We start from the raw sequence: 23,873 nt of genomic DNA on the forward strand, positions 1-23,873 counted from the left end.
CGAAGATCAGCTTCCTTCCGGCCCCGGGCAGCGTTCAGGCGTTGCTCCGGGGCTTCTTTTTGGGCCGTGGCTGAACAGGCGCCCGCGTTCGGTGACGAGGACGACGAGCAAGGCTGCGACTGCCGCGAGGGCCATGCCCGCAAGATAGGGGATCTGGGTGCCATCATAGGCCTGGCCGATGACCAGCCCCAGCGCCGCTGCCCCGACCGTTCCGAATGTTCCCTGCACCGAGGCCGCCGTTCCGGCGACCTTCGCCATGTTGGTCATCGCCAGCGTACCGAAATTGGCGGTGGTGAAGGCAAAGAAGACGAAACTCGCGGCCTGGAAAAGCACGAACAGCCATAGAGGCTCGACCATCCACCATGCGACGAGCAGATGGGCGAGCGATACCATGAGAAAGCCGATCAGCCCCCAATGGCTGACGTTGCGCAGGCCGTAACGTTCGACGATGCGGCTGTTGCCCCAGCTGGCGATGCTCATCGGCGCGGCGATGGCGCCGAAAACGATGCCGATCGCACCCGGGCGCTCGAACGTCACACTGACGATTTGCTGGATGGAGGCGAGATAGGCGGTGAGAGCGGTAAAGACGGCGGTGAGCGCCATCGTATAGCCCAGCGACAGCCGATCGCGCAGCGCGATCAGGACCGCCTGTCCGACGATCCCGAATTCGAGTTTGCGCCGATAGTCGGGATTGAGGGTCTCGGGCAGGCGGAGCCAGCCCCAGACCAGTACCGCCAGCCCGTAGCCTGCGAGGCCATAGAAGATCAGCCGCCAGTCGCCGAAGAAAAGGATCAGCTGACCGACCGATGGTGCAAGCACCGGGACCACCATGAAGACCATCATCGTGAGGCTCATCACGCGCGCCATTGCTTCGCCCTCGAACAGGTCGCGCACGATGGCGTTGACGAGCACGCGGCTGACCGCTCCGCTGGCGCCCATCAGGAAACGGGCGACGATCATCAGGGTGAAATCCTGTGCCGCCGCCGCGACCGTTGCGAAAAGGAAATAGAGGCTGACCCCGCCTGCTAGCACGGGTTTGCGCCCGAAGCGGTCGGCGAGCGGCCCCCAGAGCATCTGGCTCGCGCCGAAGCCGAACATGTAAGCGAGGATGACGAGCTGCCGTTCATTGTCGCGCGTCACGCCCAGGTCGGCGCCGATCTGTGGCAGCGCCGGGAGCATCGTGTCGATCGCGAAGGCATTGAGCGCCATGAAAGCCGCGAGCAGGAGCACGATCTCCCGCTGGCCGGCGCGGAGCCGCTCGCTTGTGACGCTGTCTCTCATCGCTGCCTGCTGGCCTATCGGCAGGCGACATGCAACAAGCATCGCCGGACCAATGGGAAGGATATCGGCGATGCGGGTGAAGCGGCGGACCATGTTGCAGGGGGCGATGGCGGGCATGGCGACCATGTCCACATCGTCGGCGCTTTTCGCACGTGAGGCCAAACAGCCGCTCGCCGGGGATATTCCGATCCCGCCGCCCATCACCACCGCCGAGCGTCTTGACCGTCTCGACCGTGCCCGCGAGCGGATGGCGAAGAATGGTATCGGCGCGATCCTCGTCGAAGCGGGGGCGAGCCTCGACTATTATACCGGCGTCCGATGGTGGCGCTCGGAGCGGCTGACGGGGGCAATTATTCCGGTCGAGGGCGACCCGGTTATTGTCACGCCCTTTTTCGAAAAACCGTCGGTCGAGGAAAGCCTCGCGATTCCCGCCAGGGTGCTGACCTGGCACGAGCATGTCGAACCTCTGTCACTGGTCGCCGAATTCCTGCGCCATCGCGGGCTGGAAAAGGAGCCGGTCGGGATCGAGGAAAGCACCCGCTTCTTCATCGTCGACAAGCTTCGCGAAGCATTGCCGGGCGCGCGGATCGTGAGTGCTAATCCGGTGGTGCGCGCCGGGCGCATGATCAAGACCAAGCCAGAACTCGACCTCATGCAGGCGGCGTCGGACATCACGCTGGCCGCGATTGCGGAAGTGCATGACGCGCTGAAGCCCGGAATGACCGATGGCGAAGTGAAGGCGCTCCTGTCGGCGGCGATGGTCAAACGGGGCGGCGCATCGCCTTGGGCGTTGGTGTTGTTCGGCCCTGCCGCGGCCCTGCCGCACGGAACGGGCCGTCCCCAGACGCTCGAAAAGGGGCAGGTCGTCCTCATCGACACGGGCTGTTCGGTGCATGGATATCAGGCCGATATCTCGCGGACCTTCGTGGTGGGAGCGGCGCCGAGCGCCGACCAGCGCCGCGTCTTCGACCAGGTCGCGCGCGGACAAGAGATCGCGCGTGAAGCCTGCATTCCGGGCAACCCGGCCGGCAGCGTCGATGATGCGGTGCGCTCGGCCTATGAATCCTGGGGCTATGGACCGGGCTATGCCTTGCCCGGCCTGTCGCACCGTACCGGGCATGGCATCGGCATGGAAGGCCATGAACCCATTAACCTCGTCAGGGGCGAGGAAACGCCGCTGGCTCCCGGCATGTGCTTTTCCAACGAGCCCGGTATCTATCTGCCGGGCCGGTTCGGCGTGCGGCTCGAGGATTGTTTCACCATGACCGAAGAGGGGCCGCGCTGGTTCAGCGTACCGCCGAAATCGATCGACGATCCCATCGGCAGTTCGGCGCGCCTCGCATGATCATCGTCCACCATCTCGAGAACAGCCGTTCGCAGCGCATCCTCTGGCTTTTGGAGGAGTTGCGGCTCGACTATGAAATCAAGCATTACAAGCGCGATCCCCGGACGATGCGCGCTCCCCGCGCGCTCAAGAAGGTGCATCCGCTCGGCAAGGCGCCGATCCTCCAGGAAGATGCCGTCATCCTTGCCGAGAGCGGAGCGATCTTCGAACATTTCGTCCAGACCGAGAAGCGTTTCGGGCCACCGCGCGACCTTCACGATGCGCGCCGCTATCGCCTCTATATGCATTATGCCGAGGGATCGCTGATGCCTCCCTTGTTCGCGATGCTGGTGGTGAACAAGCTCGGCTTGCTCGGCCGTCCGGCGCGAAAACCGATCATGAAGATGCTCCACGAACATTTCGTCTATCTCGACGAGGACATGGCCGACCGACCCTATTTCGCGGGCGACCAATTGACCGCCGCCGACATGATGATGAGCTTCCCGCTGGAGGCCGCGCGCAGCCGGGCGGGCCTCGACGAGCGCTATCCGAACCTTCTCGCATGGCTGCGCCGTTGTCATGAACGGCCCGCCTACCAGCGCGCGCTCGAACGGGGCGGGGACTATGCCTATGCCGGTTGACGCACGCTCCGGTGGCCGCAAAGGCTAGGCGCCGACAAGAAACAGGGGATTCGCGGAAAATGGATATTGGCGTGAAAAAAGGAGGCCTGCCGCTTCACTGGCAGATGCTCATCGGCTTTCTGGTCGGCCTGATCTTCGGACTTTTTGCCAATGCCTTCGCGCAAGGCGCGGGCTGGGTCGATTTCGTCACCACCTATATCACGGGACCGATCGGCCAGGTCTTCCTGCGCCTCCTGTTCATGCTCGTCATCCCGCTGCTGTTCAGTGCTCTGGTGGTGGGGATTGCCGAGATGGGCGATGCCCGCTCCCTGAAGCGCGTCGGCCTTCGCACCCTAGCCTTCACGGTGGTCGTCTCGGGGATCGCGGTTGTCCTGGCACTATTCGTCGCCAATGTATTCGAGCCGGGGGCGGGCGTCGATCGCGCGATGGCGTCCTCGCTGCTCGAGGATGCGCGCGAAGGCGCGGGGGCAATCATCCAGAGCAATGCCGAGACGCCCTCGGGCATCAACGCGGTGCTGGCCATCATTCCCAGCAATGTCATCGCGGCGATGAGCGCCAACGACATCCTTGCCGTGATGTTTTTCGCGCTGATGTTCGGCATCGGCCTTCTGTTTACCGACAGCAAGGAAGCCGAGCTTCTGCAGAAGGGCATCGAAGGCATTTTCCATGTCGCGATGAAGCTGATCATGTGGGTGATCCGCCTCGCGCCGATCGCCATCGCCTGTTTCATGTTCAACTTGGCCAGCGTCTTTGGCTGGGACCTGCTCATCCGGCTTGGTGCCTATGTCGGCGTGGTGCTGCTTGCTCTCGGCGTGCACATGTTCGTCGTCTATCCGCTGGTGCTGCGCATCGCGGGCGGGGTGAGCCCCATCTGGTTCTTCAAGAATGTGCAGGAAGCCATGGTAATGGCCTTCTCGACCGCCAGCTCGAACGCCACGCTTCCCTATGCGCTCAAGGTCGCCGACGAAAATCTCAAGCTGCCGCGCGCGCCGGCTCGCTTCGTCCTGACCATCGGCGCGACCGCCAACCAGAATGGTACCGCCATCTTCGAAGGCGTGACGGTTCTCTTCCTCGCGCAATTCTTCGGGGTCGACCTGACGATCGGACAGCAGGTGATCGTCCTTCTGATGTGCATTCTCGGTGGCATCGGGACCGCGGGCGTTCCGGCGGGCAGCCTGCCGGTGGTCGCGCTCATCCTCGCGATGGTCGGGGTGCCGCCTGAAGGCATTGGTATCGTCCTCGGCGTCGATCGCTTCCTCGACATGTGCCGCACCACGCTCAACGTGACGGGCGACCTTGCCTGCGCGACCGTGGTGAGCCGGGGCGAGGAGCGCGAAGCAGGGCAACCCGCGCTTCAGACATGACGCTCGATGAATTGCCGGATCGCTACTCCACCATCCTGTGCGATGTGTGGGGAGTGATCCACGACGGCGGTCGCCTCTATCCCGGCGTGTGCGAACGGTTTGCCCGGTGGCGCGAGGAAGGGAGGACGCTGGTCATCCTCACCAATGCGCCGCGCCCCGCCGACCGGGTGGAACGGGGGCTTGAGCGCATGGGGCTCGACCGGAGCCTGTGGAAAGCGCTGACGTCGAGCGGGCAGGCCGGGATCGAGGCGCTGACCCATCCGGTCCGGCCCGTCGGCTTTTGCGGGCTGCGCGAGGATTTCGAGGATCTGGAGGCACATGGCGTTTGCTTTGCCTCGGCGCAGGAGCCGCATGACGAAATCGCTCTGACCGGGCTCGACGAGCAGCGCGACCGCGTCAGCCAATATGATGCCGATCTCGATGACTGGCTCCAGCGCGGCATGACGCTCCATTGCCTTAACCCCGACCGCATCGTCGTGCATCGCGGAGAGCGCGTGGTTTGCGCGGGCGCGCTTGCCGACGAATATGAGCGGCGCGGCGGCAAGGCGATCTGGTACGGCAAACCCGAAGCGCCGATCTTCGACCATGCGCTTCAGCTGGCAGGAAATCCGCCCTTGGACGAAGTCGTGATGATCGGCGACGGACCGCATACCGACATGCTGGGGGCCTGCCGCAAGGGGATCGACGCCATCTTCGTTCGCGGCGGCATCCAGGAAGGCGAGGAATATGACTGGAGCGAGGAGTTCGGCGACTGGCGCCCGCTCATGACCGTTTCGGGGCTTTGACCCCGCGCGGCGCGATGCGCCGATATTCCCGCAGCGTCTGGCCGACGAGCATCGCGGTCATCACCACATTGCCGAAGAGATAGGCACCGGCAGCGCCGATCAAGCCGAAATGCTCCGACAAGGGGAAGATGGCGATCAGGAAGGCAAGCACGCCCACCGCGCGTGCGATGAGCGGCGATTGCGGCTTGTCGAGCGCATAGAGCGTGGGCTGCAGCGGGAAGCTGATCAGCACGAGCAGCGGGACGCCCGCCATTACGAGAAGGGGAGCGAAGGCCCCGAGGAATTCCTCGCCGAAGGTCAGCGCGATGAGCGGCCTGCCACCGATGACGAGCAGGAGGAATGCCGCCAGTCCGATCGCGGCCGCCAGCGCGGCACCGCGCAGCAGGAATTGCCAGGGCCTGCTCGAACGCACGTCCATCTTCACGATCTCGGGATAGAAGGCCTTGGCGAAGAGGTCGGCGGGCTTTTGTGCGCTGTCGGCGATCGAAGCGGCGACACGGTAGAGCGCCGCACCTGCCGGGCCGAGCAGACCGCCGACGATCAACCGCGCCACTGGGCCCCATGCCGCCTTCAGGGTGATAGTCAGGTTGACGTTGATCGCGAACGGCCAGGCGCGTTCGAGCCCATCGGGCCTGAGCGTCGGGGCGATGCCTTGGGTGAGGTCCTTGCGCCGCAATTCGCGCCAGCTCCACCACCAGGCCAGCAGCTGACCGAACATCTCGGTGAGGAACCAGATCAGCAGATAGGCCGCGAACGGCCAGCCTTGCCAATATGCGATGCCGATGAGGATCGCGCGCACGATCGGGTAGAGCGAGCTTTGCAGCGACAGGAGGTCGAAGCGGTCGAGGACGCGCAGGATCCCGACCGGCGTGGCAGCGGCGAGGAAGGGGATGATGAGGCAATAGAGCATCGCCTCGCCGATGAGCGGGTCGGGCAGGCCGAACCAGCCGCCCACGAGAGGCAGGAGCAGCATGGCACCCACCATGCCGAGGAGGCCGCTGACGATGTCCAGGCCGAGCGAGAAGCCGGTAGCGCGCTTCAAGGGATCGGCATCGCCTTTGTCATAAGGCCCGCCGCCGTAGCGGATGATGAGCTGCCAGCTCTGGAAACGGCTGATCCCGCTCGCCGCCTGGGCATAGCTGATGACGAGGATGAGCAGGCCGAAGCCTTCGAGGCCGAGGCCCCGCCCTGCCAGCGCCAGTGTAGCGAGGCTCGCGATGGCGGCGATTACCTTGGCGACCGTCAGATAGCCGCTATTCTTCAGAAGCGACCGGAAATGCCGGTCGGCGAGCCAATGCCTCATGGGCATGGCTCTAGACCAAGGCGCAGCGATTGTCGCCCGCCTTAATCGGCGGGTTCGCGTTCCCGCGCGACGATCCTGTCAGCCAGCGCGCCATTGACGTCGGCCAGATGGTCGAACTCGGCTTCATAGCTAGCAAGACCCTGGCTCAACGAGCGGAGTTCGGCATCGAGCCCGTCGAGTTCGCTGGCAGGCAGAAGCATGTCGATGCGGTCCCAATCTTCCCATCCATCGCGCGGCATCATGCCGAGCATCTGTCCGCGCCGACTGGCCAGCGAGGAGCCGATCCGGCTCGACGAAGCATTGGGCGCGGTGATGGTCAGGCGATGCATCGGTTCGAGGAGATGCGGCTTGGCGGCCTCGAGCGCTTCCTGCATCGCCACGCGGCCTGCCGTTCGGAATGCCAGTTCGCTTGAATCGACGCTGTGATAGCTGCCGTCGAGCAGGGTGACCGCGACATCGACGACGGGAAAGCCCAGGGGGCCTTTGGTCATGGCATCCTTCACGCCTGCCTCGACCGCAGGGATATATTGCTTGGGCACATTGCCGCCCTTCACCTGCTCGTCGAAGCGGAAACCCTCGCCGCGCGCCAGCGGGCGCACTTCGATGACCACGTCCCCGAACTGGCCATGCCCACCCGACTGCTTCTTGTGCCGGCCGCGTTGGGTGACCGGTTTGCGAATGGATTCGCGGTAGGGAATGTTGGGCTGCTGTCCGTTGACGGCGACGCCATAGCGCTGCTCGAGCCGCTGGAGAGCGGTGTTGAGATGCTCATCGCTCATGCCGATGAGGATGAGTTGCCCTTCTTCCTGCGTGACACCAAGGCCGGCATCTTCCTCGATGATCTTGGCGAGCGCCGAGGAAAGGCGGACATCGTCCTTTCGGTCGCGCGGCGCGATCGCCATGCGCGCGTTCCTCGCCGGTTTGACGATTTCGATGGGCGGGGGCAGGGGAGCATCGCCCGCCCATTCGCCGCTTTTCCAATCGTCGACCTTGGCGACCCCGACCAGCTGGCCATTGCGCGCACCGTCGGCCTTTTCCTGCCCGCCGCCCTGCAAGGACAGGATCGAGCCCAGGCGAACGCGGGCGCCGCCTGCGGTCGAGATTTCCTCGCCCTCCTCGAAGCTGCCCCCGAGAGCCCGGGCGATGGTCAGCCTACCAACCGCATTTCCATGGTGGGTCTTGGCGGCATAGATGGCGCGTTTCTCGACGCCGAGACGGCGAGCGGTGACATCGGGTCCCGGCCCGTCATGGCGCAGCGCCTTCAGGAGCCGCCGGATGCCCCATTCGCCGGTCGCCGAACCGAACAGCACCGACACGCCCAGATTGTCTTCGGTTTCATGGTGAAGGTCTTCGAAGATGCGTCGATCCTCGGGTGTTTCGTCCATCAGCAATTGTTCGAGGAGCCGGTCGTCATGGTCGGCCAGCTGTTCGAGCATGTGATTGCGCGCCTCGACTTCGTCCTCGCTGATGTCTTCGGGCATCTCGATCTGCTCGGACGCCTTGCCGATGCGATAGCTGTAGGCGCGCTCGAGGGCGAGATCGACGAAGCCGGTGATCTTGTCATTTTCGCGGATCGGCAGTTGGCGGGCAATGAGCGGCGAGACGGTGAGCGGCTGGAGAGCCTTCAACAGGTCGCGGATGCTGCCATGCGCCTGGTCGATCCGGTTGACGAAGATGAGATGGGGAATGCCCTGTTCGTCGAGCATCCGCAGCGCGGGCGCGGCGAGCACGGCCCGGCCAGGATCGGGATCGACCACCACGATGGCGAGGTCCGCGACGGCGACCGCGCGGGCGGCGTCTTCGCTGAAGCTCGGCGATCCCGGCGCATCGACGATGGCGAAATGCTGGTCGTGATAGTCGAAATGGAGAAAATTGCTTTCGGTCGATCCGCCGCGCGAACGCGCTTCGGGACTGGCATCGCCGATGGTATTTCCGTCCTCCACCTTGCCCCGTCGTGAAATCGCGCCGGCAGTGTGGAGGAGGGCTTCCGCGAGGCTTGTCTTGCCTGCACCGGCCGGTCCCACCAGCGCGATCAATGTATCGCCGACAATCTCTCCTGCGACCCTGCCCATAGCGTAATCTCCCCTGGCTCCGAGTGAACGAAGCGCGAGTCGCAATGGGAAGCGGCAGGCGCTTCGCGAAACCGATAGCGTCTGCCTATCCTTGGCTTTTGTCTAGGGTGGGGACCCGAAAAATTATGCGTCGGCGGTGATGTAGCGCTGTTCCTCGGCCATCTTCACGAGAGCGGCCTGCAGCTTTTCAAAGGCGCGCACCTCGATCTGGCGGATGCGTTCACGGCTGACGCCATAGACCTGGCTCAAATCTTCCAGCGTCTTGGGATCTTCCGACAGCCGCCGCTCGGTCAGGATGTGCCGTTCGCGCTCGTTAAGGGCATCCATGGCCTTCACGAGCAGTTCGTGGCGGACCTGCGCTTCCTCGTCGTCAGCAATGATCTCGTCCTGCAGCGGGGCTTCCGATTCCAGGAGGTCCATCCACTGGCTTTCGCCTTCGCCGTCGCCGGTGCGGAGCGGCGAGTTGAGCGAGCTGTCGCCGCCCATCGACATGCGACGGTTCATCGACACGACTTCGTCTTCGCTCACGCCCAGTTCGGTCGCGATCTTTGCGACATCGTCGGGATGGAGGTCGCCTTCTTCGAAGGCCTCGATCTGGTTCTTCATGCGGCGCAGGTTGAAGAAGAGCTTCTTCTGCGCGGCGGTGGTGCCCATCTTCACGAGGCTCCACGAGCGAAGAATGAATTCCTGGATCGAGGCGCGGATCCACCACATGGCATAGGTGGCGAGACGGAAACCCCGATCGGGTTCGAACTTCTTCACGCCCTGCATGAGGCCGATATTGCCCTCGGAAATGAGTTCGGACACGGGCAGGCCATAGCCGCGATAGCCCATGGCGATCTTGGCCACGAGGCGGAGGTGCGAGTTGACGAGCTGGGCCGCGGCGTCGGTATCGCCATGGTCCTTCCAGCGTTTCGCCAGCTTGAATTCCTCTTCCGGCTTGAGAATCGGGAACTTCTTGATTTCCGTCAGATAACGGTTGAGTCCATTCTCTCCACCGGTTGCGGGGATCGACATCGCCGCAGTCGCTTTAGCCATTCTCGCTCCTTGTCCGGCGCGCCTTGACGGCCGCCAATTCGGGACCAGCCTTATTAGCCGTCCATTTCCTATACGCCAAGTCGGTTGACCAGTTCCTGAATGTCCGACGGAAGGGCGCTCTCGAACGACAAACGGTCACCGCTTGTCGGATGCGTGAAACCCAGTCGCGCGGCATGCAGGGCTTGTCGGGAAAAACCCAACTCTTTCAATAACGTGCGATGGGAAGCTTTGCTCCTTCCATAAACAGGGTCGCCGACCAAAGGATGGCCGATATGGGCCATGTGGACGCGGACCTGATGGGTGCGTCCCGTTTCGAGACGGCATTCGACCATGGCCGCTTCTCTAAGGTTCGTCAGCTTTCGCCAATGGGTTACGGCATGCTTGCCTTTTCCCGCCGGTGCCACCGCCATCTTCTTGCGGTTGTGGGGCGAGCGGGCCAACTGGGTCTCGACCCTGCCTTCGCTCTCCTTCGGGATGCCCGAGACGATCGCGATATAGCGCCGGTCGATGCTGTGCGCGGCGAATTGCCGGGCGAGGCCTTCATGTGCCTGGTCGGTCTTGGCGACCACGAGGAGGCCTGACGTATCCTTGTCGATCCGGTGCACGATGCCCGGGCGCGCCACGCCGCCGATGCCCGAGAGCCGCCCCGCACAATGATGGAGAAGCGCGTTGACGAGCGTACCGTCGGCATTGCCCGCCGCAGGATGGACGACGAGGCCCGCGGGTTTGTCCACGACGAGAAGCGCATCGTCTTCATGGACGATGACGAGGGGGATGTCCTGCGGAACGGCGTGATGCGGGGTGGGTTCGGGGACCGACAGGCGGAACCGCTCATGCCCCTTCATCTTGGTCTTGGGATCGCGCAGCGGTCCGGTTTCGCCCTCAAGGCTGCCTTCGCTGATGAGCTTCTTGATCCGTTCGCGCGAAAGTGACGTCATGACATCGGCAACGGCGCGGTCCACCCGCCAACCGGCATGCCGCTCGCTGAGCGCGATGTCATGAATTTCCCCCGCCATGGACTCTTATATGGGCGCGGCCTGTGACCGTTCAATGACCGCGCGATGCACGGGGGTTGCGAAGCGAGCGGCAATCGCTCATCCATCGCAACCATGGAAGATATCGAATTTTCGTCGCTGCTGTGCAGCCGCCTGTGTCACGACCTGCTCTCGCCCGTCGGTGCTCTCAACAACGGGATCGAACTGCTCGCTGACGAGACCGACCCCGAAATGCGCGAGCGCTGCCTGCAGCTGCTGTCCGACAGCGCGCGCTCGACCGCGGCGAAGCTCAAATTCTTCCGTCTCGCCTTCGGTGCGGCCGGGGGATATGGCAGCGAGATCGACACCGGCGAGGCCAAGGCGGCTCTCGAAGGGCTGTTCGGTGAGGAAAAGCGCATCGAGCTTGGCTGGATGGTCAGCGAGGCCAAACTTCCCAAGGAGGCATTGAAGCTGCTCCTCAACCTCGCGATGATCGCGGGCGACGGGCTGGTGCGTGGCGGGCGGCTCGATGTCGGTGCCGAACGGCACGACGGGGGCATCGATATCGCGATCCGCGCCGAAGGTCCGCGCATGGTCATCGATCCGGCACTGCGCGAGATGCTCGCCAAGGGCAGCGACATGGCGAAGGTCGAGCCGCGCACCGCGGCCGCCTATATGGCGCACCGCCTGGCCAGCGAAGGCGGAGGCACGATCCAACTGTCCGACCCGGCCGACGAACTTCTCGTGCTGGGCGTTTCGCTCAAGGGCTGAGCCGACCTCTTCCCGGCGGTCGCTAACGAGGCTTTAACCACTTCTGCGCAACAGTCGCTCCCGAACCGGCCGGGAGTGGGGTTGAGTGCATGGATGATCTGATTGCCGATTTCGTCGCCGAATGTCGGGAAATGCTGGAAGCGCTGGGCGGTGAAATCATCGCCTGGGAAGCCCAGCCCGACAATCGCGAGCGGCTCGATAACATCTTCCGTTTTGTCCACACGGTGAAGGGCAATTGCGGATTTTTCGACTTTCCGCGCCTCGAGGCTCTCAGCCATGCAGCGGAAGACGCGCTTGCCGATGTGCGCAGCGGGCACCGGGTTGCCGACCATGCGCTGGTGAGCGCGGTGCTCGGCGTCATCGACCGGATCGGCGAATTCATCGAGATCATCGCGCGCGGAGAGGAAATCCCCGCCGGGTCCGATCGCGCATTGATCGCCGCGCTGGCCGCGCCGGGCGATGCCGCGCACGAGAGCGAGGCACCCGCACCGGTCGAGCCCGTCCAGGGGGAGGGCGATACGCCCAGCACGCACCAGGCGCAGGCTCCGCGCACGATCCGGCTATCGGTGGAACTGCTCGACCGTGTCATGTCGGGTGTTTCCGACATGGTCCTCGCCCGCAACGAACTGTCGCGGCGGCTCCGCGAGGCTCCCGAGGATGTCGAGGTCGCGGGCGCCTTCGAGCGGCTTTCCTCGATCATCGCCGAAATGCGGGACGCCATCACCCAGACGCGCATGCAGCGCATCGAAAATCTCTTCGTGGGCCTTCCGAGGCTGGTGCGCGACCTGTCCACCGATCTCGGCAAGCAGGTGATGATCGACATCGACGGCGGGGACGTCGAACTCGACCGCGAAATGATCGAAATGATCCGCGATCCGCTTACTCACATCATCCGCAATGCGGTCGATCATGGGATCGAGAAGCCCGCCGACCGCCTCGCCAAGGACAAGCGCGAAATCGGCATGCTCCGCGTCGCGGCGCGCCAGTCGGGCAACCAGATTCTGATCGACATCATCGATGATGGCGCGGGCATCGATGCCGAACGGCTGGTCGAAAAAGCGCTCCAGAATGGCGTCATCAACGCGGCGCAGCGCGACAGCATGACCGAAGCGCAGAAGCTCCAGCTCATCTTCGCGCCGGGCCTTTCGACCGCTCGCGAAGTCACCTCGGTCTCGGGCCGCGGCGTCGGCATGGACGTGGTCCGCTCGAATATCGAGAAGATCGGCGGCGTGGTCGACGTGGAATCGACCGTTGGCGAAGGCACCTGCATGACCCTTCGCGTACCCCTGACGCTGACCATCATGCCCGCGCTGACCGTTTCGATCGCGGGACAGCATTTCGCCATTCCCCGCACCGCCATCGTCGAGATCGTGCGCGCCAATGGCCATTCGGTGAAGCTCGAGACCGTCGGCGGGGCAGGGGTCGCCACCATTCGCGGCCAACGCATGCCGCGCGTGACCTTGAGCGATCTTCTCGACCTTCCGAGCGACATGGCCGACGAGGACCGTACGCTCGTCCTGCTGCGACCCACGGGCCGCGACATCTATGCGCTCGCGGTGGACCGCATCCACGACCATGAGGAACTGGTGGTCAAGCCCGCCGCGCCTGCGGTGATGGGAACCGGACTCTACGCCGGAACCACGCTGGCCGATGACGGCAGCCCCATCCTCCTGTTCGATGCCGCGGGGCTCGCCTCGGTGGGTGGCATCCGCTTCGACAATGCTGCCGCTGCCGGAGCGAACGACGAGGACCAGCAGGTCGCCGCCAATGACGACTTCGCCGACATGCTGGTGTTCCACGCCATCGATGGAACGCGGCGAGCGGTGCATCTGGCGCTGGTAGACCGCATCGAGGAAGTCGAAGCAGGCGCGGTGCGATTTGCCGCGGGCCGGACGCGCGTCCAGATCGGCGAGCGCATCCTTCCGCTGGCGGGCATCGCCGATCCCAAAGAGCTGGATGGCAGCAAGTTGCGCGTCTTCCGCTTGACCGACGGCGACCAGGAAATTGGCTATGCCTTCGACCGTGTGGTCGACCAGCTCAAGCTCGACCATGAAGTGATCGCGGCCGATACGCCGGGCGAGGTCGCGGGCGTCGCCCTGTTGGGCGACGAACCTGCCGAGCTGATCGATGTCCATTGGCTCTTCGCTGACCTCATCGGAGCCGCGACCGTGCGTTCGACCGCTCGCCCCCGCTGCCGCCTTCCGGCAGGCGACCCCTGGATCCAGCATATGCTTCGCCCGATGGTCGAAGCCGCCGGCTATGAAATCATTTCGGGCAGTGATGGCGATGCCGTTCCCGACCTCGTGATCATGAGCGAGGACGAGGAAGACGTACCAGCCGCATCGGCGCGCAAGCTCGTCATCCGGGCGCGCCCTGACGGCAGCGCCGACAGCATCTACCGCTACGACCGGGCGGGGCTGATGCTCGCGCTCAAGAATGGAGTGGCCTGATGAACCAGTTGCTTCTCATCGTCTCGATCGCCGGCAGCCGTGTCGCGCTTCCCGCTTCGGCGGTGGAATCGGTGATCGAACTCGACACGCTCATCCCGGTGCCGCGCTCTCCCGCGCATGTCGCGGGCCTTTCGGCGCTTCGCAGCCGGGTGCTGACGGTCATCGACTGCCAGCGCGCATTGGGGCTAGGCGTCAGCGACTTTTCCGACGGCATCAACGAAGCCGCGGTGGTCGAGGTCGAGGGGCACCATTACGCCCTCTCGGTCGATGCGGTCGAGGATGTGATCGAGGCTTCCTCCGATCTCCAGCCGGTCAAGGCGGCGATGGGCGAGGGCTGGGAACGTGTCGCGCGCGGGATGGTGGAAACCGGCGAAGGGCCGCTGCTGCTCGTCGATATCACGGCCCTGATCGGCGCCGAGGCACAGGAACGGGCAGTCGCTTAATCTAATCGTTACCACTTCGCGCTACGGCAAGTTGGAAACCGGAATTTCGAGGGGCAATTTCTGCATGAAACGCTGTTTGATCGTTGACGATAGCAAGGTCATCCGAAAGGTTGCCCGGCATATTCTCGAAACGCTCCAGTTCCAGGTGGAGGAAGCGGGCGACGGGCGCGAAGCCATGTCGCGTTGCGAGGAAGACATGCCCGATGTCGTCCTTCTCGACTGGAACATGCCCGTGATGAGCGGGATGGAGTTTCTCCAGCTGCTTCGCCAGTCGGGCCATGCCGACCAGCCCAAGGTCGTCTTCTGCACCACCGAAAATGACATGGCGCACATTCGCGCAGCTCTCGATGCGGGGGCCGACGAATATGTGATGAAGCCGTTCGACCGGGAAACGCTCCAGGTCAAACTCCAGCTCGTCGGCGTCGCCTAGGTCCGCCCCCATGGCCGGAGCCATGCCCTCCAGCCAGACGCGCGAGCGCCGCCCCGCGGCGACCGTGCGGCTGATGATCGTCGACGATTCGATGGTCGCGCGCGCTGTCCTGTCGCGGATGGTAGCGAGCGATCCGATGTTCGAGATTGCCGCCGTCGCAGGGACTGCCGAAGATGCGATCGTCGCGCTCGGCCATACCGATGTCGATATCATCCTCCTTGATCTCGAAATGCCGGGCGCCGGGGGGCTGAAACTTCTTCCCGATATCCTGGCGGCCGCTCGGGGCGCGCAGGTGCTGATCGTCTCCTCGCAGGCCGAAAGCGGCGCGCGCGAAACCGTGGAGGCGCTCGCGATGGGCGCCGCCGATACGCTTCCCAAGCCCGGGACCGGTCGTTTCAACGGCTCCTTCTCGCAAATCCTCGTCGAACGGCTGCGTAACCTTGCGCGCAACATGATCGCGGACCGGCAACCGGGTCGCCCGGCGCCCACCATCGCGCCGATCCCTTGTTCGCACGAACTGCCGCTTCGGGAGATGCCCGATGCGCCGCTCGAACTGCTGGCGATCGGTGCATCGACGGGGGGCATCCATGCTCTCGCCAACCTGTTCGCCGCACTTCCGCGAACGACGGGCGTGCCCATCCTCGTCACCCAGCATCTGCCGCCCGCCTTCATGGCGGTGTTCGCTCGCCAGCTGGCGGCGGCGTCGGGTCGGCCCTGTCATGTGGCGATCGACAATATGCCGCTGCGCGCAGAGCAGATCTATGTGGCGCCCGGCGACGCGCACTTGTGCTGCGAATTGCGCCGTTCGGGACTGGCGGCACGGCTGTCGCAGAAAAGCGTGCCTTCGGGATGTCGCCCGTCGGTCGATCCGATGTTCGAAAGCGCCGCCGAATGTTTCGGGCCGGGCGCGCTTGGCATCGTCCTCACCGGCATGGGCCGCGACGGGTCGACCGGGGCCGCGATGCTCGTGGGTGCTGGGGGTGCCGTAATGGCACAGGACGAGCAGAGCTCGGCGGTCTGGGGGATGCCCCGCTCGATCGCCGATGCGGGGCTTGCCGCGGCAATCGACGATCCCGTGGGTCTCGCCCGCAGAGTGGCAGACCGGCTGGAAGGGAACTGATGCAGGTTTCCGACAGCAGCAGCCGCGTCCTGGCCGCCTTGCTCCAGTCCCGCACAGGCCAGCAGCTCACGATGAGCAGGCGCTGGCGTATCGAGACCGCGCTTTCATCGGTTCTTCGGGAACGCAATATTCCCACGCTCGACCGGCTTATCTCCATGCTGATTGCCAAGGAGGATCCTTTCCTTGCCGACGAGGTGGTCGAAGCGCTGCTCAACAACGAAACCTATTTCTTCCGCGATCGCACCCCTTTCGACGTACTCGCCCGCGATGTGCTTCCGCAGCTTGCCCATGCCCGCCGTGACCAGCGCCGCCTGCGCATCTGGTCGGCGGGCTGCTCGACAGGGCAGGAGGCCTATAGCCTTGCCATGCTGTTCGACGAGGACAGGGAGCGGTGGAAAGACTGGAAGATCGAGATCCTCGGCAGCGATGTCTCGCAGAAGGTGATCGATAAGGCGCGGGCGGGTCGGTACACCCAGTTCGAGGTCCAGCGCGGGCTCGCCATTCGCCAGACGATCCGCTGGTTCGAAGAGGAAGAGGATGGCTGGACGGTCGCTCCGCACCTCAAATCGATGGTGCGCTTCGAAACGCGCAACCTCCTCGATCCGCAAGGTGCGCGGCAGTTCGATCTCGTCCTGTGCCGCAATGTGCTTCTCTACCTGTGCAAGGACAAGCGCCGCCAGGCCTTCGATCGGCTCGCCTCGGTAATCGCCTCCGACGGGGCCTTGCTCCTGGGGGCCGGGGAAACGGTGATCGGCCAGACCGAAGCCTTTGCCGCCGATCGCGACATTCGCGGCATCTACCGCCCGGCAGCCTTGCAGGCACCCGCGCGACGGGCCACCGGGACTTGATTTTCGGCCCCGGCTGTGCGCCAAGCATTAGCCCATGATCGAGCGGCCATCGCCCAACCATAATGATCGCAAGCTCCCGATCTCGATGATCGTGCTGCATTATACCGGCATGGCCACGGCCGAGGCCGCGCTCGACCGGATGACCAGTCCCGATGCCGAGGTGTCGGCCCATTATTGCGTCGACGAGGACGGGACGGTCTATCGGCTGGTCGACGAGAAGAAGCGCGCCTGGCATGCGGGCAAGAGCTATTGGCGCGGCATTACCGATGTGAATTCGGCGAGCATCGGGATCGAACTGGTCAATCCCGGGCATGAATTCGGCTACCGCCCCTTTCCGGACGAGCAGATCGCCGCGCTCCTTCCCTTGTTGGCGGACATCAAGGACCGGCATGGCATCACTCGGGGCAATATCGTCGGCCATTCGGACATCGCGCCCGCGCGCAAGGAAGACCCGGGCGAATTGTTTCCCTGGTGGGAGCTGGCCAAGCGCCGCCTCGCGCTTCCCAGCCCGGTCCGCGACCTGATGGATCCTTTCTGGACCGATGCGGGCTTCATGCTGGCGCTCGAGCGCTTCGGTTATGACGTCACCGACCCTGAAAAGGCCGTGATCGCCTTCCAGCGCCGGTTCCGCCCCGACATGATCGACGGGATCATCGACGGTGAATGCCGTGCCAAGCTGCTTGCCCTCTTGCTGCCGCGGCCACAATAACCCATATCGCTCTTGCCAGGGGACCGGGCGACCGCGGCCCTGCCAGAAGGCAGGGGCGAGGAAAGTCCGGGCTCCACGGAAAAACGGTGCCGGGTAACGCCCGGCGGCTCCTTTATCGGGAGTCAGGGACAGTGCCACAGAAAGCATCCCGCCGGTCTTCGGGCCGGTCAGGGCGAACGGGTGCGGTAAGAGCGCACCGCGCGGACGGCAACGGACGCGGCACGGTAAACCCCACCGGGTGCAAGACCGAATAGGGGCGGCATATGAGCTTTTCCGGCTCGTCGCCCGGGTTGGTTGCTTGACCCTGCTTGCAAGAGCAGGGCTAGAGGAATGGTCGCCCATCCCCTTCATGGGGTGGACAGAACCCGGCTTACAGGTCCCCTGGCGCTTTTTCCCCGTTCACTGCCTGTCCGGCCCCAAGGGGCTGGAAAGTCGCGCGGATCGTGCCTAGGTGACCCTTATGGCGCGTCAACGCAGATCCGATGATTGGGGCTTTCCCCGTTGGCGCTCCTATGGCGACAAGGGCAGCGAGGCCGCCAAGGTGCGTCTGTGCGACCGGGTCAATTGCAACGAACCCGGTACCTGCCCGGCGCCCAAGGCTCCCAACAAGCCCGAACGCTGGTATTTCTGCGAGAAACATGCCGGCGAATATAACAAGGGCTGGAACTATTTCGCGGGCCTCGACAAGGACGAGGCCGCGCGCCGCGCCGCCGAGGAAAATCGTGATGCTTCCGCCTTCCGCCAGTCGGCCCACTATCAATGGGCCGGGCCGGGCGATGGCAGCCGCAGCCGCGACGAAATGCGCGCTCTCGATATCCTCGGTCTCGATCCCGACGCGGAATTCGAAACAATCCGCAAGGCCTATCGGGCGATGGCGAAGCAACTCCATCCCGACGTCAATCCGGATGACGAGGAAGCCGCACTGGAATTCCAGAAGGTGCAGGCGGCCTATGACGTTCTCAAGAAAGCCGAAGAGCAGCGCCAGGCGCTAGGCTAGGGCCTGCGCATATAAGTGCCCGTGACATTGGCAAGCTGCCGTTCCTCGTCGAGAAAGGCCGTGCCTCTCACGAACGCGACCCGGCTGGTCATCTTGTAGCATTCGCAGCGCGCGAAAACGCTGTCGCCAAGCAGGGCTGGGCGGAGATAGTCGAGCCTCAGATCGATGGTCACGATCGGTTCGAACAATCCCATGGTCTGAAAGACGCTGGCGCCCCCGCACATGTCGACAAGGCTGAAGATCGCCCCCGACGCGAGAATATTCTGCTCGGGCACGCCGACCAGTTCGGGACGGGAAGGCAGTTCGAGTTCGACCCAATTGTCGCCATGGTCGCGGTAGCGGTAGCCGACTGCCTTGCCATGACCAAAATTGCCCGCGAGGCCGACGAAGCGCTCGATGTCGAAATCGCCGCGCGTCAGCGCATCGGCCTCCGCGCTCGTGGGTGATTTCATGCCAGCCGCTCGGCGGTCTCGCGCACCAGCGCGATCATGTTGGGAACGCCTTGCGTGCGATTGGAGGACAATTCCCGCTTGAGGTCGAAAGGTTCGAGCGCGGCGGCGATGTCGGTTTGTGCGACCTCGCTGGCGGGCTTGTCCTGCACCGCAGAGAGGACGAGTGCGACCACCCCCTTGGTGATCGCCGCATTGCTGTCGGCAAGGAAATGCAGCCGGCCGTCCTCGAGCTGGGTGGGATAGACCCACACGCTGGCCGAACAGCCCCGGACCTTGGTGGCATCGGTCTTGAGTGCATCGGGCATCTCGTCGAGCTTTCGGCCGAGATCGATCAGCAGTCGATAGCGGTCCTCGCTGTCGAGAAATTCATATTCGTCGGCAATGTCGGAAAGGCTGGGAAGGGTCATCGCACCTGCCATAGCCGCCTGTTCACCGCTCGCGCAATTGCTCGATCTCGCGGGTCAGCGTGTCTTCCTTCTCGACCGCGATGCGTTCGAGCACCTTCACCCGGTCGCGCAGCTGTTCGACTTCCTTCTCGAGCGCGAGATTGCTCGACGCCGAACCCGCCGCATCCGAGGACACGGCTCGTCGCTGGGCATATTTGGCGCGGACCATCATCGTCACCGTGCACATCACGATAAGTACGATCGCAACAACCATTTCGAACACGTTCATCGCGCGACCTTTTCCTCGCTCTGGTCGGAGAGCGCGGCGAGCGCGTCGATTTCGGCGGCCAGCCGCGAAGGCTTGTCGGTCGCGATCCGCTCGAGCGTCGCCACCCGGTCGCCGATGCGGTTCAGCCGTTCGTGCAGATCCTCATTCTCTGCCTTGAGGCGCCGAATCTCGGCTTCGTCTTCGGGACGGGACTGGCGATGCAGCGGCTCGCCATCGTCACCGGTGATCGGATAGCCATGCTTCACCTTATAGGCCTCGAGAGCATACCAGCCGCCGACGATGAAGAGGATGAAAACGAAGACGAAAGGCAAGTCGAACATGGTGATCATCCTTACTGCATCTGGCCCGGCTTGTCGCGGAGCGACTCGATCTCGCGCGCCAGGCTGTTTTCCTTCTCGACGGTAATCCGCTCGAGCACTTTCAGCCGGTCGCGCATCTCTTCGATTTCCTTGCGCAGTTCGCGATTTTCATGCTCGAGCCGCGGGTCGGCTTTCGACGGGCGTCCTTCGAGCAATTTCATCACGATCTTGCCTGCCGTCACGATGAGAATGATCCACAGGACAAAGGAAAAAGGGTTCATCGATCAGGCTCGCTTTCCATGCGGGGGAGGGAGCGCAGGGCATCGATCTGAGAAGCGGTCTGTGCTCCGCTGTCGACGACGATCTGTTCCAATACACGCACGCGCTGCTCCAGTTCGCGGTCACCTTTTCCTTGGTGCCGGGCGGTCTTGGCCTGCTCGGCCTCCAGTTCGAGGCGTCGTTCCTTCATCTTCAGCCAGCGATGGACGACCGTAAAGAAAAGAATGGTCGGGATCGTCACGAACAGGAGAATGGCGACCAGTTCTTCGTCCATGCCGCCCTCCTAGCGAAGATCGTCGATCTGTTGGGCCAGCACGCGGTTCTCGCTGGTCACGAAACTCTCGATATCGGCGAGGCGGCGGTCGATGTCGCGGAATTGCGAGTGGATCTGGCGCGCCGACTTGCGCGGGCTGGCGCGGACCCCCTGCCAGAAACGGCGCTCTTCCTCGTCGCTGCTGCTGATGCCTTCGGGGCGATTGTCGGCGATCCAGCCGGCGATGAAGTATAGCGGCACGGTCGAACCGCCCGACATAAAGACGGTCATCAGGAACATGATCCGGACGAGCGTGACGTCGAAGCCCGTGTAATCGGCGATCCCGGCACACACGCCCATCACCTTGCCGTTGCGCTTGTCCTTGTAGAATTTGGTGCGGCTCGGGGGCTGGGGCATCAGCGGCGCTCCTTCTCGCGGCCCATCAGGGCCTCATGTTCGGCAAGCAGTTCGTCGGCCCGGCCAATGAGGCCCTGGTCGCGGTTGCGGTCGACCGTCAGGCATTTCTGCCGCCAGTTGGGATCCTCGGCATTCATGATCCGCTCGATCGTGCAGATGCGTTCGTCGAGGCGCCGCGCCGCGTCATGCAGTTCCTCGAGCAGCTTCTCGTCGGGCACGGTCAGTGTCGCCTGGCTCTTCCACCGCGTGATGTAGTGGAAGATCAACCACGGCAGGCCGATGAAAATCGACACGATGGCGATCACCGGAATCAACTCGTCCATATTTCAATTCCCCTTTTGCCCGACGGGCAGTTACGACTTGTTCTTGGCTTTGAGCGCGGCTTTCATCGCTTCGAGTTCGGCATCGACCTTGTCGGAGGCGCGCAGGCCCGCAATTTCTTCTTCGAGGCTCTTGGGGCCGGTCATGCCGAGCGCGTCGGCATGGCCCTCGGCAAGATCGGCACGCTTCTCGAGCATGTCGAAGCGCGAGAAAGCGTCCTCGGTCCGCCCGCCATTCAGAAGCTCGCGCGCCTTGGCGCGCGTCACCGCGCTTTCGAGGCGCGTGGCGATGGCATTCTGGCGAGCGCGCGCTTCGCGCAGCTTGGCCTGCAGCTTGGCGATGTCGGCTTCGTAGGTCTTGAGCGTCTCGTCGATCGCCTCGATTTCCTGCTTGAGGCCCTCGGCCATTTCGGCGGCCTTCTGCCGCTCGACCAGCGCCTGCTTGGCGAGATCCTCGCGGTCCTTCGACAGCGCAAGCTCGGCCTTCTCGGTCCAGCTTTCCTGCATTTCCTCGAGCCGTGCATAGGCGCGGCGCATTTCCTTGCCGTCGGCAATCGAGCGAGCGGCGCTGGCGCGAACCTCGACGAGCGTTTCTTCCATTTCGAGAATGATCATCCGGATCATGCGCGCCGGATCCTCGGCACGGTCCAGGATTTCCGTCATGTTGGCTGCAAAGATATCCCTGACACGGGAAAAGATAGCCATAGATCACTCCATATCACGATCGTTCGCATTTATTTATGCCAGAACCATGCCAGAACATGGGATAGCGCAGTTTTGCGGAAAAGCGCCAATTTTTCGACCAACGGCGGCGCGAAAATTCTTGCCAACTGGTGGGATTTCCCACCAATGATTGGGCATGGAACGGACCAATCAATTCGTCGGGCAAAGCCTCGCCTTTCTCGACGCCGTCGAACGCGCGAGCCGTGCCGCGCCGCTCAACCGTCCCGTTCTCGTAATCGGTGAGCGCGGTACCGGCAAGGAACTCATCGCCGAACGCCTGCATCACCTCTCGACGCGCTGGTCGGGTCCGCTGGTGACGATGAACTGCGCCGCGCTTCCGGAAAATCTCATCGAGGCCGAACTCTTCGGGCATGAAGCCGGCAGCTTCACCGGCGCTGCCAAAACCCGCCAGGGCCGTTTCGAGGAAGCCGACGGCGGCACGCTCTTCCTCGACGAATTGGCGACGCTTTCGTCGGCGGCGCAGGACCGGCTGCTCCGCGCCGTCGAATATGGCGAGATCACGCGGATCGGTGCCTCGAAGCCCATTTCCGTCGATGTGCGTATCGTCGCCGCCACCAACGAACATCTTCCCGACCTGGTCGAGCGTGGCCAGTTCCGCGCTGATCTTCTCGACCGCCTGTCCTTCGAGGTGGTGACCCTGCCACCGCTGCGCGCCCGCGAAGGCGACATTCTCCTTCTCGCCGAACATTTCGGGCGGCGCATGGCGGTCGAGCTCGACTGGCCCAACTGGCCGGGCTTTTCGCCCAAGGCCGCCGAACGGCTCGAGACCTATCCCTGGCCCGGCAATGTGCGCGAATTACGCAATGTCGTGGAACGGGCGGTCTATCGCGCCGAAGACCCCGAACGGCCCGTGGAGGAAATCCAGTTCAATCCCTTCCGTTCGCCTTGGACACCCTTGTCCTCTTCCGAGCTGGAAGCGGCCGACGACGGCGAAATGCGCGAACCTGCGCGCCCGGGCGCGGCCGCGAACGAAGGGGAGGACGCCGCCCGCATCGAGGTCGAAACCGAAGACTTCAAGGCCAGCGTCGCCGAATATGAAAAGATCCTCATCGGCACTGCGCTCGAAAAGCATCGCTTCAACCAGCGGGCGACCGCGGAGGCCCTGGGGCTGAGCTACGACCAGCTTCGCCATGCGATGAAACGGCTCAAGCTCAACGCCGACGCAGCCTGAAGCGCTCGCCTGCCCTTGACGTGCAACATGGATGGCTTAGGCGCGTTGGCGACACGAACATCTAGCAACAGGAGCATCCCATGGCCTTCATCCTTCCCGACCTGCCTTTTGCCAAAGACGCGCTGGGCGATCACATGTCGGCGGAAACGCTCGATTACCATCATGGCAAGCATCACAAGGCCTATGTCGACAAGACCAACGGCATGCTCGGCGATCATGGGCTCGAAGGCGCCAGCCTCAGCACGGTGATCAAGACCGCCAAGGAAAAGGGCGAAAAGGGTCTGTTCAACAACAGCGCCCAGATCTGGAACCACAGTTTCTTCTGGCTGGGCCTTGCGCCCGAAGGCTCGACCAAACCTTCGGAAAAACTCCAATCGATGATCGACAGCGACTTCGGTTCGACCGACAAGATGCTGGAAGCGCTGCAGAATGAAAGCGCCAACCATTTCGCGTCGGGCTGGGGCTGGCTCATCCTCAACAATGGCAAGCTCGAAGTGACGTCACTCCATGATGCCGACAGCCCGGTTGCCCATGGCATGACCCCGCTGTTCACCGTCGATGTCTGGGAGCATGCCTATTACATCGACTATCGCAATGCGCGGCCCGACTATCTGAAGAGCGTGCTCAACAATATCGTCAACTGGGATTTCATCAGCGAAAACCTTGACGGCCAAGGCGTGCAGCGCGCCGACCAGATGGGCTGATCGAGCTTC

28 protein-coding genes and 1 other RNA gene are annotated in these 23,873 nt (G+C 63.7%); 15 read left to right on the top strand and 14 right to left on the bottom strand.

Annotated features, from left to right (window positions below; translation table 11 throughout):
• Nucleotides 1-6 precede the first annotated feature (6 nt).
• On the bottom strand, nucleotides 7-1,281 hold the full coding sequence (locus FHS50_RS03360) for a multidrug effflux MFS transporter (protein WP_183932962.1): 1,275 nt from the start codon (nucleotides 1,279-1,281) through the stop codon (nucleotides 7-9).
• A 70-nt stretch (nucleotides 1,282-1,351) separates the two neighbouring features.
• Here FHS50_RS03360 and FHS50_RS03365 point away from each other — a divergent pair, with 70 nt between their 5' ends.
• The 4 genes from FHS50_RS03365 to FHS50_RS03380 are packed head-to-tail and all read left to right on the top strand — an operon-like array spanning nucleotide 1,352 to nucleotide 5,395.
• Nucleotides 1,352-2,626 (top strand): M24 family metallopeptidase, encoded by a 1,275-nt coding sequence (locus FHS50_RS03365; RefSeq protein WP_183932963.1) that lies wholly within the window; start codon nucleotides 1,352-1,354, stop codon nucleotides 2,624-2,626.
• The gene (locus FHS50_RS03370; protein WP_183932964.1) at nucleotides 2,623-3,246 is read left to right on the top strand and encodes a glutathione S-transferase family protein; all 624 of its coding nucleotides are present in this window, start codon (nucleotides 2,623-2,625) and stop codon (nucleotides 3,244-3,246) included. The genes FHS50_RS03365 and FHS50_RS03370 overlap by 4 nt, the downstream gene beginning before the upstream one ends.
• Before the next feature lie 59 nt (nucleotides 3,247-3,305).
• The gene (locus FHS50_RS03375; RefSeq protein WP_183932965.1) at nucleotides 3,306-4,610 is read left to right on the top strand and encodes a dicarboxylate/amino acid:cation symporter; all 1,305 of its coding nucleotides are present in this window, start codon (nucleotides 3,306-3,308) and stop codon (nucleotides 4,608-4,610) included.
• Complete coding sequence (locus FHS50_RS03380; protein WP_183932966.1) at nucleotides 4,607-5,395, top strand: TIGR01459 family HAD-type hydrolase; 789 nt, start codon at nucleotides 4,607-4,609, stop codon at nucleotides 5,393-5,395. The genes FHS50_RS03375 and FHS50_RS03380 overlap by 4 nt, the downstream gene beginning before the upstream one ends.
• On the opposite strand, the gene FHS50_RS03385 is transcribed toward FHS50_RS03380, so the two are convergent.
• The 4 genes from FHS50_RS03385 to FHS50_RS03400 form a co-directional block, all read right to left on the bottom strand.
• Nucleotides 5,373-6,698, bottom strand: a complete 1,326-nt coding sequence (locus tag FHS50_RS03385; protein WP_183932967.1) for a lipopolysaccharide biosynthesis protein — start codon at nucleotides 6,696-6,698, stop codon at nucleotides 5,373-5,375. The genes FHS50_RS03380 and FHS50_RS03385 overlap by 23 nt on opposite strands.
• A 41-nt stretch (nucleotides 6,699-6,739) precedes the next feature.
• Nucleotides 6,740-8,770 (bottom strand): elongation factor G, encoded by a 2,031-nt coding sequence (locus FHS50_RS03390; RefSeq protein ID WP_183932968.1) that lies wholly within the window; start codon nucleotides 8,768-8,770, stop codon nucleotides 6,740-6,742.
• 123 nt (nucleotides 8,771-8,893) lie between these two features.
• Nucleotides 8,894-9,808 carry an RNA polymerase sigma factor RpoH gene (rpoH, locus tag FHS50_RS03395; protein ID WP_183932969.1) on the bottom strand — a complete coding sequence of 305 codons (915 nt, stop codon included), beginning with the start codon at nucleotides 9,806-9,808 and terminating at the stop codon, nucleotides 8,894-8,896.
• Between the two features lie 68 nt (nucleotides 9,809-9,876).
• Nucleotides 9,877-10,824, bottom strand: a complete 948-nt coding sequence (locus FHS50_RS03400) for an RluA family pseudouridine synthase (protein ID WP_183932970.1) — start codon at nucleotides 10,822-10,824, stop codon at nucleotides 9,877-9,879.
• 93 nt (nucleotides 10,825-10,917) lie between these two features.
• Here FHS50_RS03400 and FHS50_RS03405 point away from each other — a divergent pair, with 93 nt between their 5' ends.
• From FHS50_RS03405 to FHS50_RS03445, 9 genes are all read left to right on the top strand, one after another.
• Nucleotides 10,918-11,553 (top strand): histidine phosphotransferase family protein, encoded by a 636-nt coding sequence (locus FHS50_RS03405; protein WP_183932971.1) that lies wholly within the window; start codon nucleotides 10,918-10,920, stop codon nucleotides 11,551-11,553.
• Between the two features lie 89 nt (nucleotides 11,554-11,642).
• The gene (locus FHS50_RS03410; protein WP_183932972.1) at nucleotides 11,643-14,003 is read left to right on the top strand and encodes a chemotaxis protein CheA; all 2,361 of its coding nucleotides are present in this window, start codon (nucleotides 11,643-11,645) and stop codon (nucleotides 14,001-14,003) included.
• A complete protein-coding gene (locus FHS50_RS03415) occupies nucleotides 14,003-14,446 on the top strand; it encodes a chemotaxis protein CheW (protein ID WP_183932973.1) in 444 nt (147 codons plus the stop codon). Before FHS50_RS03410 ends, FHS50_RS03415 begins: the two co-directional genes overlap by 1 nt.
• Nucleotides 14,447-14,510: 64 nt before the next feature.
• The gene (locus FHS50_RS03420; protein WP_183932974.1) at nucleotides 14,511-14,876 is read left to right on the top strand and encodes a response regulator; all 366 of its coding nucleotides are present in this window, start codon (nucleotides 14,511-14,513) and stop codon (nucleotides 14,874-14,876) included.
• A 10-nt stretch (nucleotides 14,877-14,886) separates the two neighbouring features.
• Nucleotides 14,887-15,996 carry a chemotaxis-specific protein-glutamate methyltransferase CheB gene (cheB, locus tag FHS50_RS03425; protein WP_246332941.1) on the top strand — a complete coding sequence of 370 codons (1,110 nt, stop codon included), beginning with the start codon at nucleotides 14,887-14,889 and terminating at the stop codon, nucleotides 15,994-15,996.
• 71 nt (nucleotides 15,997-16,067) lie between these two features.
• Nucleotides 16,068-16,844, top strand: coding sequence for a CheR family methyltransferase (locus FHS50_RS03430; RefSeq protein ID WP_246332942.1), 777 nt, complete (start codon nucleotides 16,068-16,070; stop codon nucleotides 16,842-16,844).
• 34 nt (nucleotides 16,845-16,878) lie between these two features.
• Nucleotides 16,879-17,553, top strand: coding sequence for an N-acetylmuramoyl-L-alanine amidase (locus FHS50_RS03435; protein WP_183932976.1), 675 nt, complete (start codon nucleotides 16,879-16,881; stop codon nucleotides 17,551-17,553).
• A 15-nt stretch (nucleotides 17,554-17,568) separates the two neighbouring features.
• An RNA gene (gene rnpB / locus FHS50_RS03440) (RNase P RNA component class A) lies at nucleotides 17,569-17,942 on the top strand.
• Between the two features lie 71 nt (nucleotides 17,943-18,013).
• Nucleotides 18,014-18,550 (top strand): J domain-containing protein, encoded by a 537-nt coding sequence (locus FHS50_RS03445; protein WP_183932977.1) that lies wholly within the window; start codon nucleotides 18,014-18,016, stop codon nucleotides 18,548-18,550.
• Here the strand turns inward: FHS50_RS03445 and FHS50_RS03450 are convergent.
• The 9 genes from FHS50_RS03450 to pspA are packed head-to-tail and all read right to left on the bottom strand — an operon-like array spanning nucleotide 18,547 to nucleotide 21,950.
• On the bottom strand, nucleotides 18,547-19,002 hold the full coding sequence (locus FHS50_RS03450; protein WP_183932978.1) for a PaaI family thioesterase: 456 nt from the start codon (nucleotides 19,000-19,002) through the stop codon (nucleotides 18,547-18,549). The two genes, FHS50_RS03445 and FHS50_RS03450, sit on opposite strands and share 4 nt — an antisense overlap.
• Complete coding sequence (locus FHS50_RS03455) at nucleotides 18,999-19,409, bottom strand: SufE family protein (RefSeq protein ID WP_183932979.1); 411 nt, start codon at nucleotides 19,407-19,409, stop codon at nucleotides 18,999-19,001. Before FHS50_RS03455 ends, FHS50_RS03450 begins: the two co-directional genes overlap by 4 nt.
• A 22-nt stretch (nucleotides 19,410-19,431) precedes the next feature.
• Nucleotides 19,432-19,677: a hypothetical protein gene (locus FHS50_RS03460; protein WP_183932980.1), complete on the bottom strand. Its 246-nt coding sequence runs from the start codon at nucleotides 19,675-19,677 to the stop codon at nucleotides 19,432-19,434.
• The gene (locus FHS50_RS03465; RefSeq protein WP_183932981.1) at nucleotides 19,674-19,997 is read right to left on the bottom strand and encodes a hypothetical protein; all 324 of its coding nucleotides are present in this window, start codon (nucleotides 19,995-19,997) and stop codon (nucleotides 19,674-19,676) included. The genes FHS50_RS03460 and FHS50_RS03465 overlap by 4 nt, the downstream gene beginning before the upstream one ends.
• A gap of 11 nt (nucleotides 19,998-20,008) precedes the next feature.
• Nucleotides 20,009-20,257, bottom strand: a complete 249-nt coding sequence (locus tag FHS50_RS03470) for a hypothetical protein (protein WP_183932982.1) — start codon at nucleotides 20,255-20,257, stop codon at nucleotides 20,009-20,011.
• On the bottom strand, nucleotides 20,254-20,529 hold the full coding sequence (locus FHS50_RS03475; protein ID WP_183932983.1) for a hypothetical protein: 276 nt from the start codon (nucleotides 20,527-20,529) through the stop codon (nucleotides 20,254-20,256). Before FHS50_RS03475 ends, FHS50_RS03470 begins: the two co-directional genes overlap by 4 nt.
• Before the next feature lie 9 nt (nucleotides 20,530-20,538).
• The gene (gene pspC, locus FHS50_RS03480) at nucleotides 20,539-20,925 is read right to left on the bottom strand and encodes an envelope stress response membrane protein PspC (RefSeq protein ID WP_183932984.1); all 387 of its coding nucleotides are present in this window, start codon (nucleotides 20,923-20,925) and stop codon (nucleotides 20,539-20,541) included.
• Nucleotides 20,925-21,248, bottom strand: a complete 324-nt coding sequence (gene pspB, locus FHS50_RS03485) for an envelope stress response membrane protein PspB (RefSeq protein ID WP_183932985.1) — start codon at nucleotides 21,246-21,248, stop codon at nucleotides 20,925-20,927. Before pspB ends, pspC begins: the two co-directional genes overlap by 1 nt.
• A 30-nt stretch (nucleotides 21,249-21,278) precedes the next feature.
• On the bottom strand, nucleotides 21,279-21,950 hold the full coding sequence (pspA, locus tag FHS50_RS03490) for a phage shock protein PspA (protein WP_183932986.1): 672 nt from the start codon (nucleotides 21,948-21,950) through the stop codon (nucleotides 21,279-21,281).
• A gap of 154 nt (nucleotides 21,951-22,104) precedes the next feature.
• Between pspA and pspF the strand changes: the two genes are divergently transcribed.
• Complete coding sequence (pspF, locus tag FHS50_RS03495) at nucleotides 22,105-23,160, top strand: phage shock protein operon transcriptional activator (protein WP_183932987.1); 1,056 nt, start codon at nucleotides 22,105-22,107, stop codon at nucleotides 23,158-23,160.
• Nucleotides 23,161-23,240: 80 nt separating this feature from the next.
• Entirely contained in the window at nucleotides 23,241-23,864 is a 624-nt protein-coding gene (locus FHS50_RS03500) for a superoxide dismutase (protein WP_183932988.1), read from the top strand.
• Nucleotides 23,865-23,873: the final 9 nt, after the last annotated feature.

The sequence above is a fragment of the Sphingomicrobium lutaoense genome, assembly GCF_014195685.1.
Taxonomy (GTDB): Bacteria; Pseudomonadota; Alphaproteobacteria; order Sphingomonadales; family Sphingomonadaceae; genus Sphingomicrobium; species Sphingomicrobium lutaoense.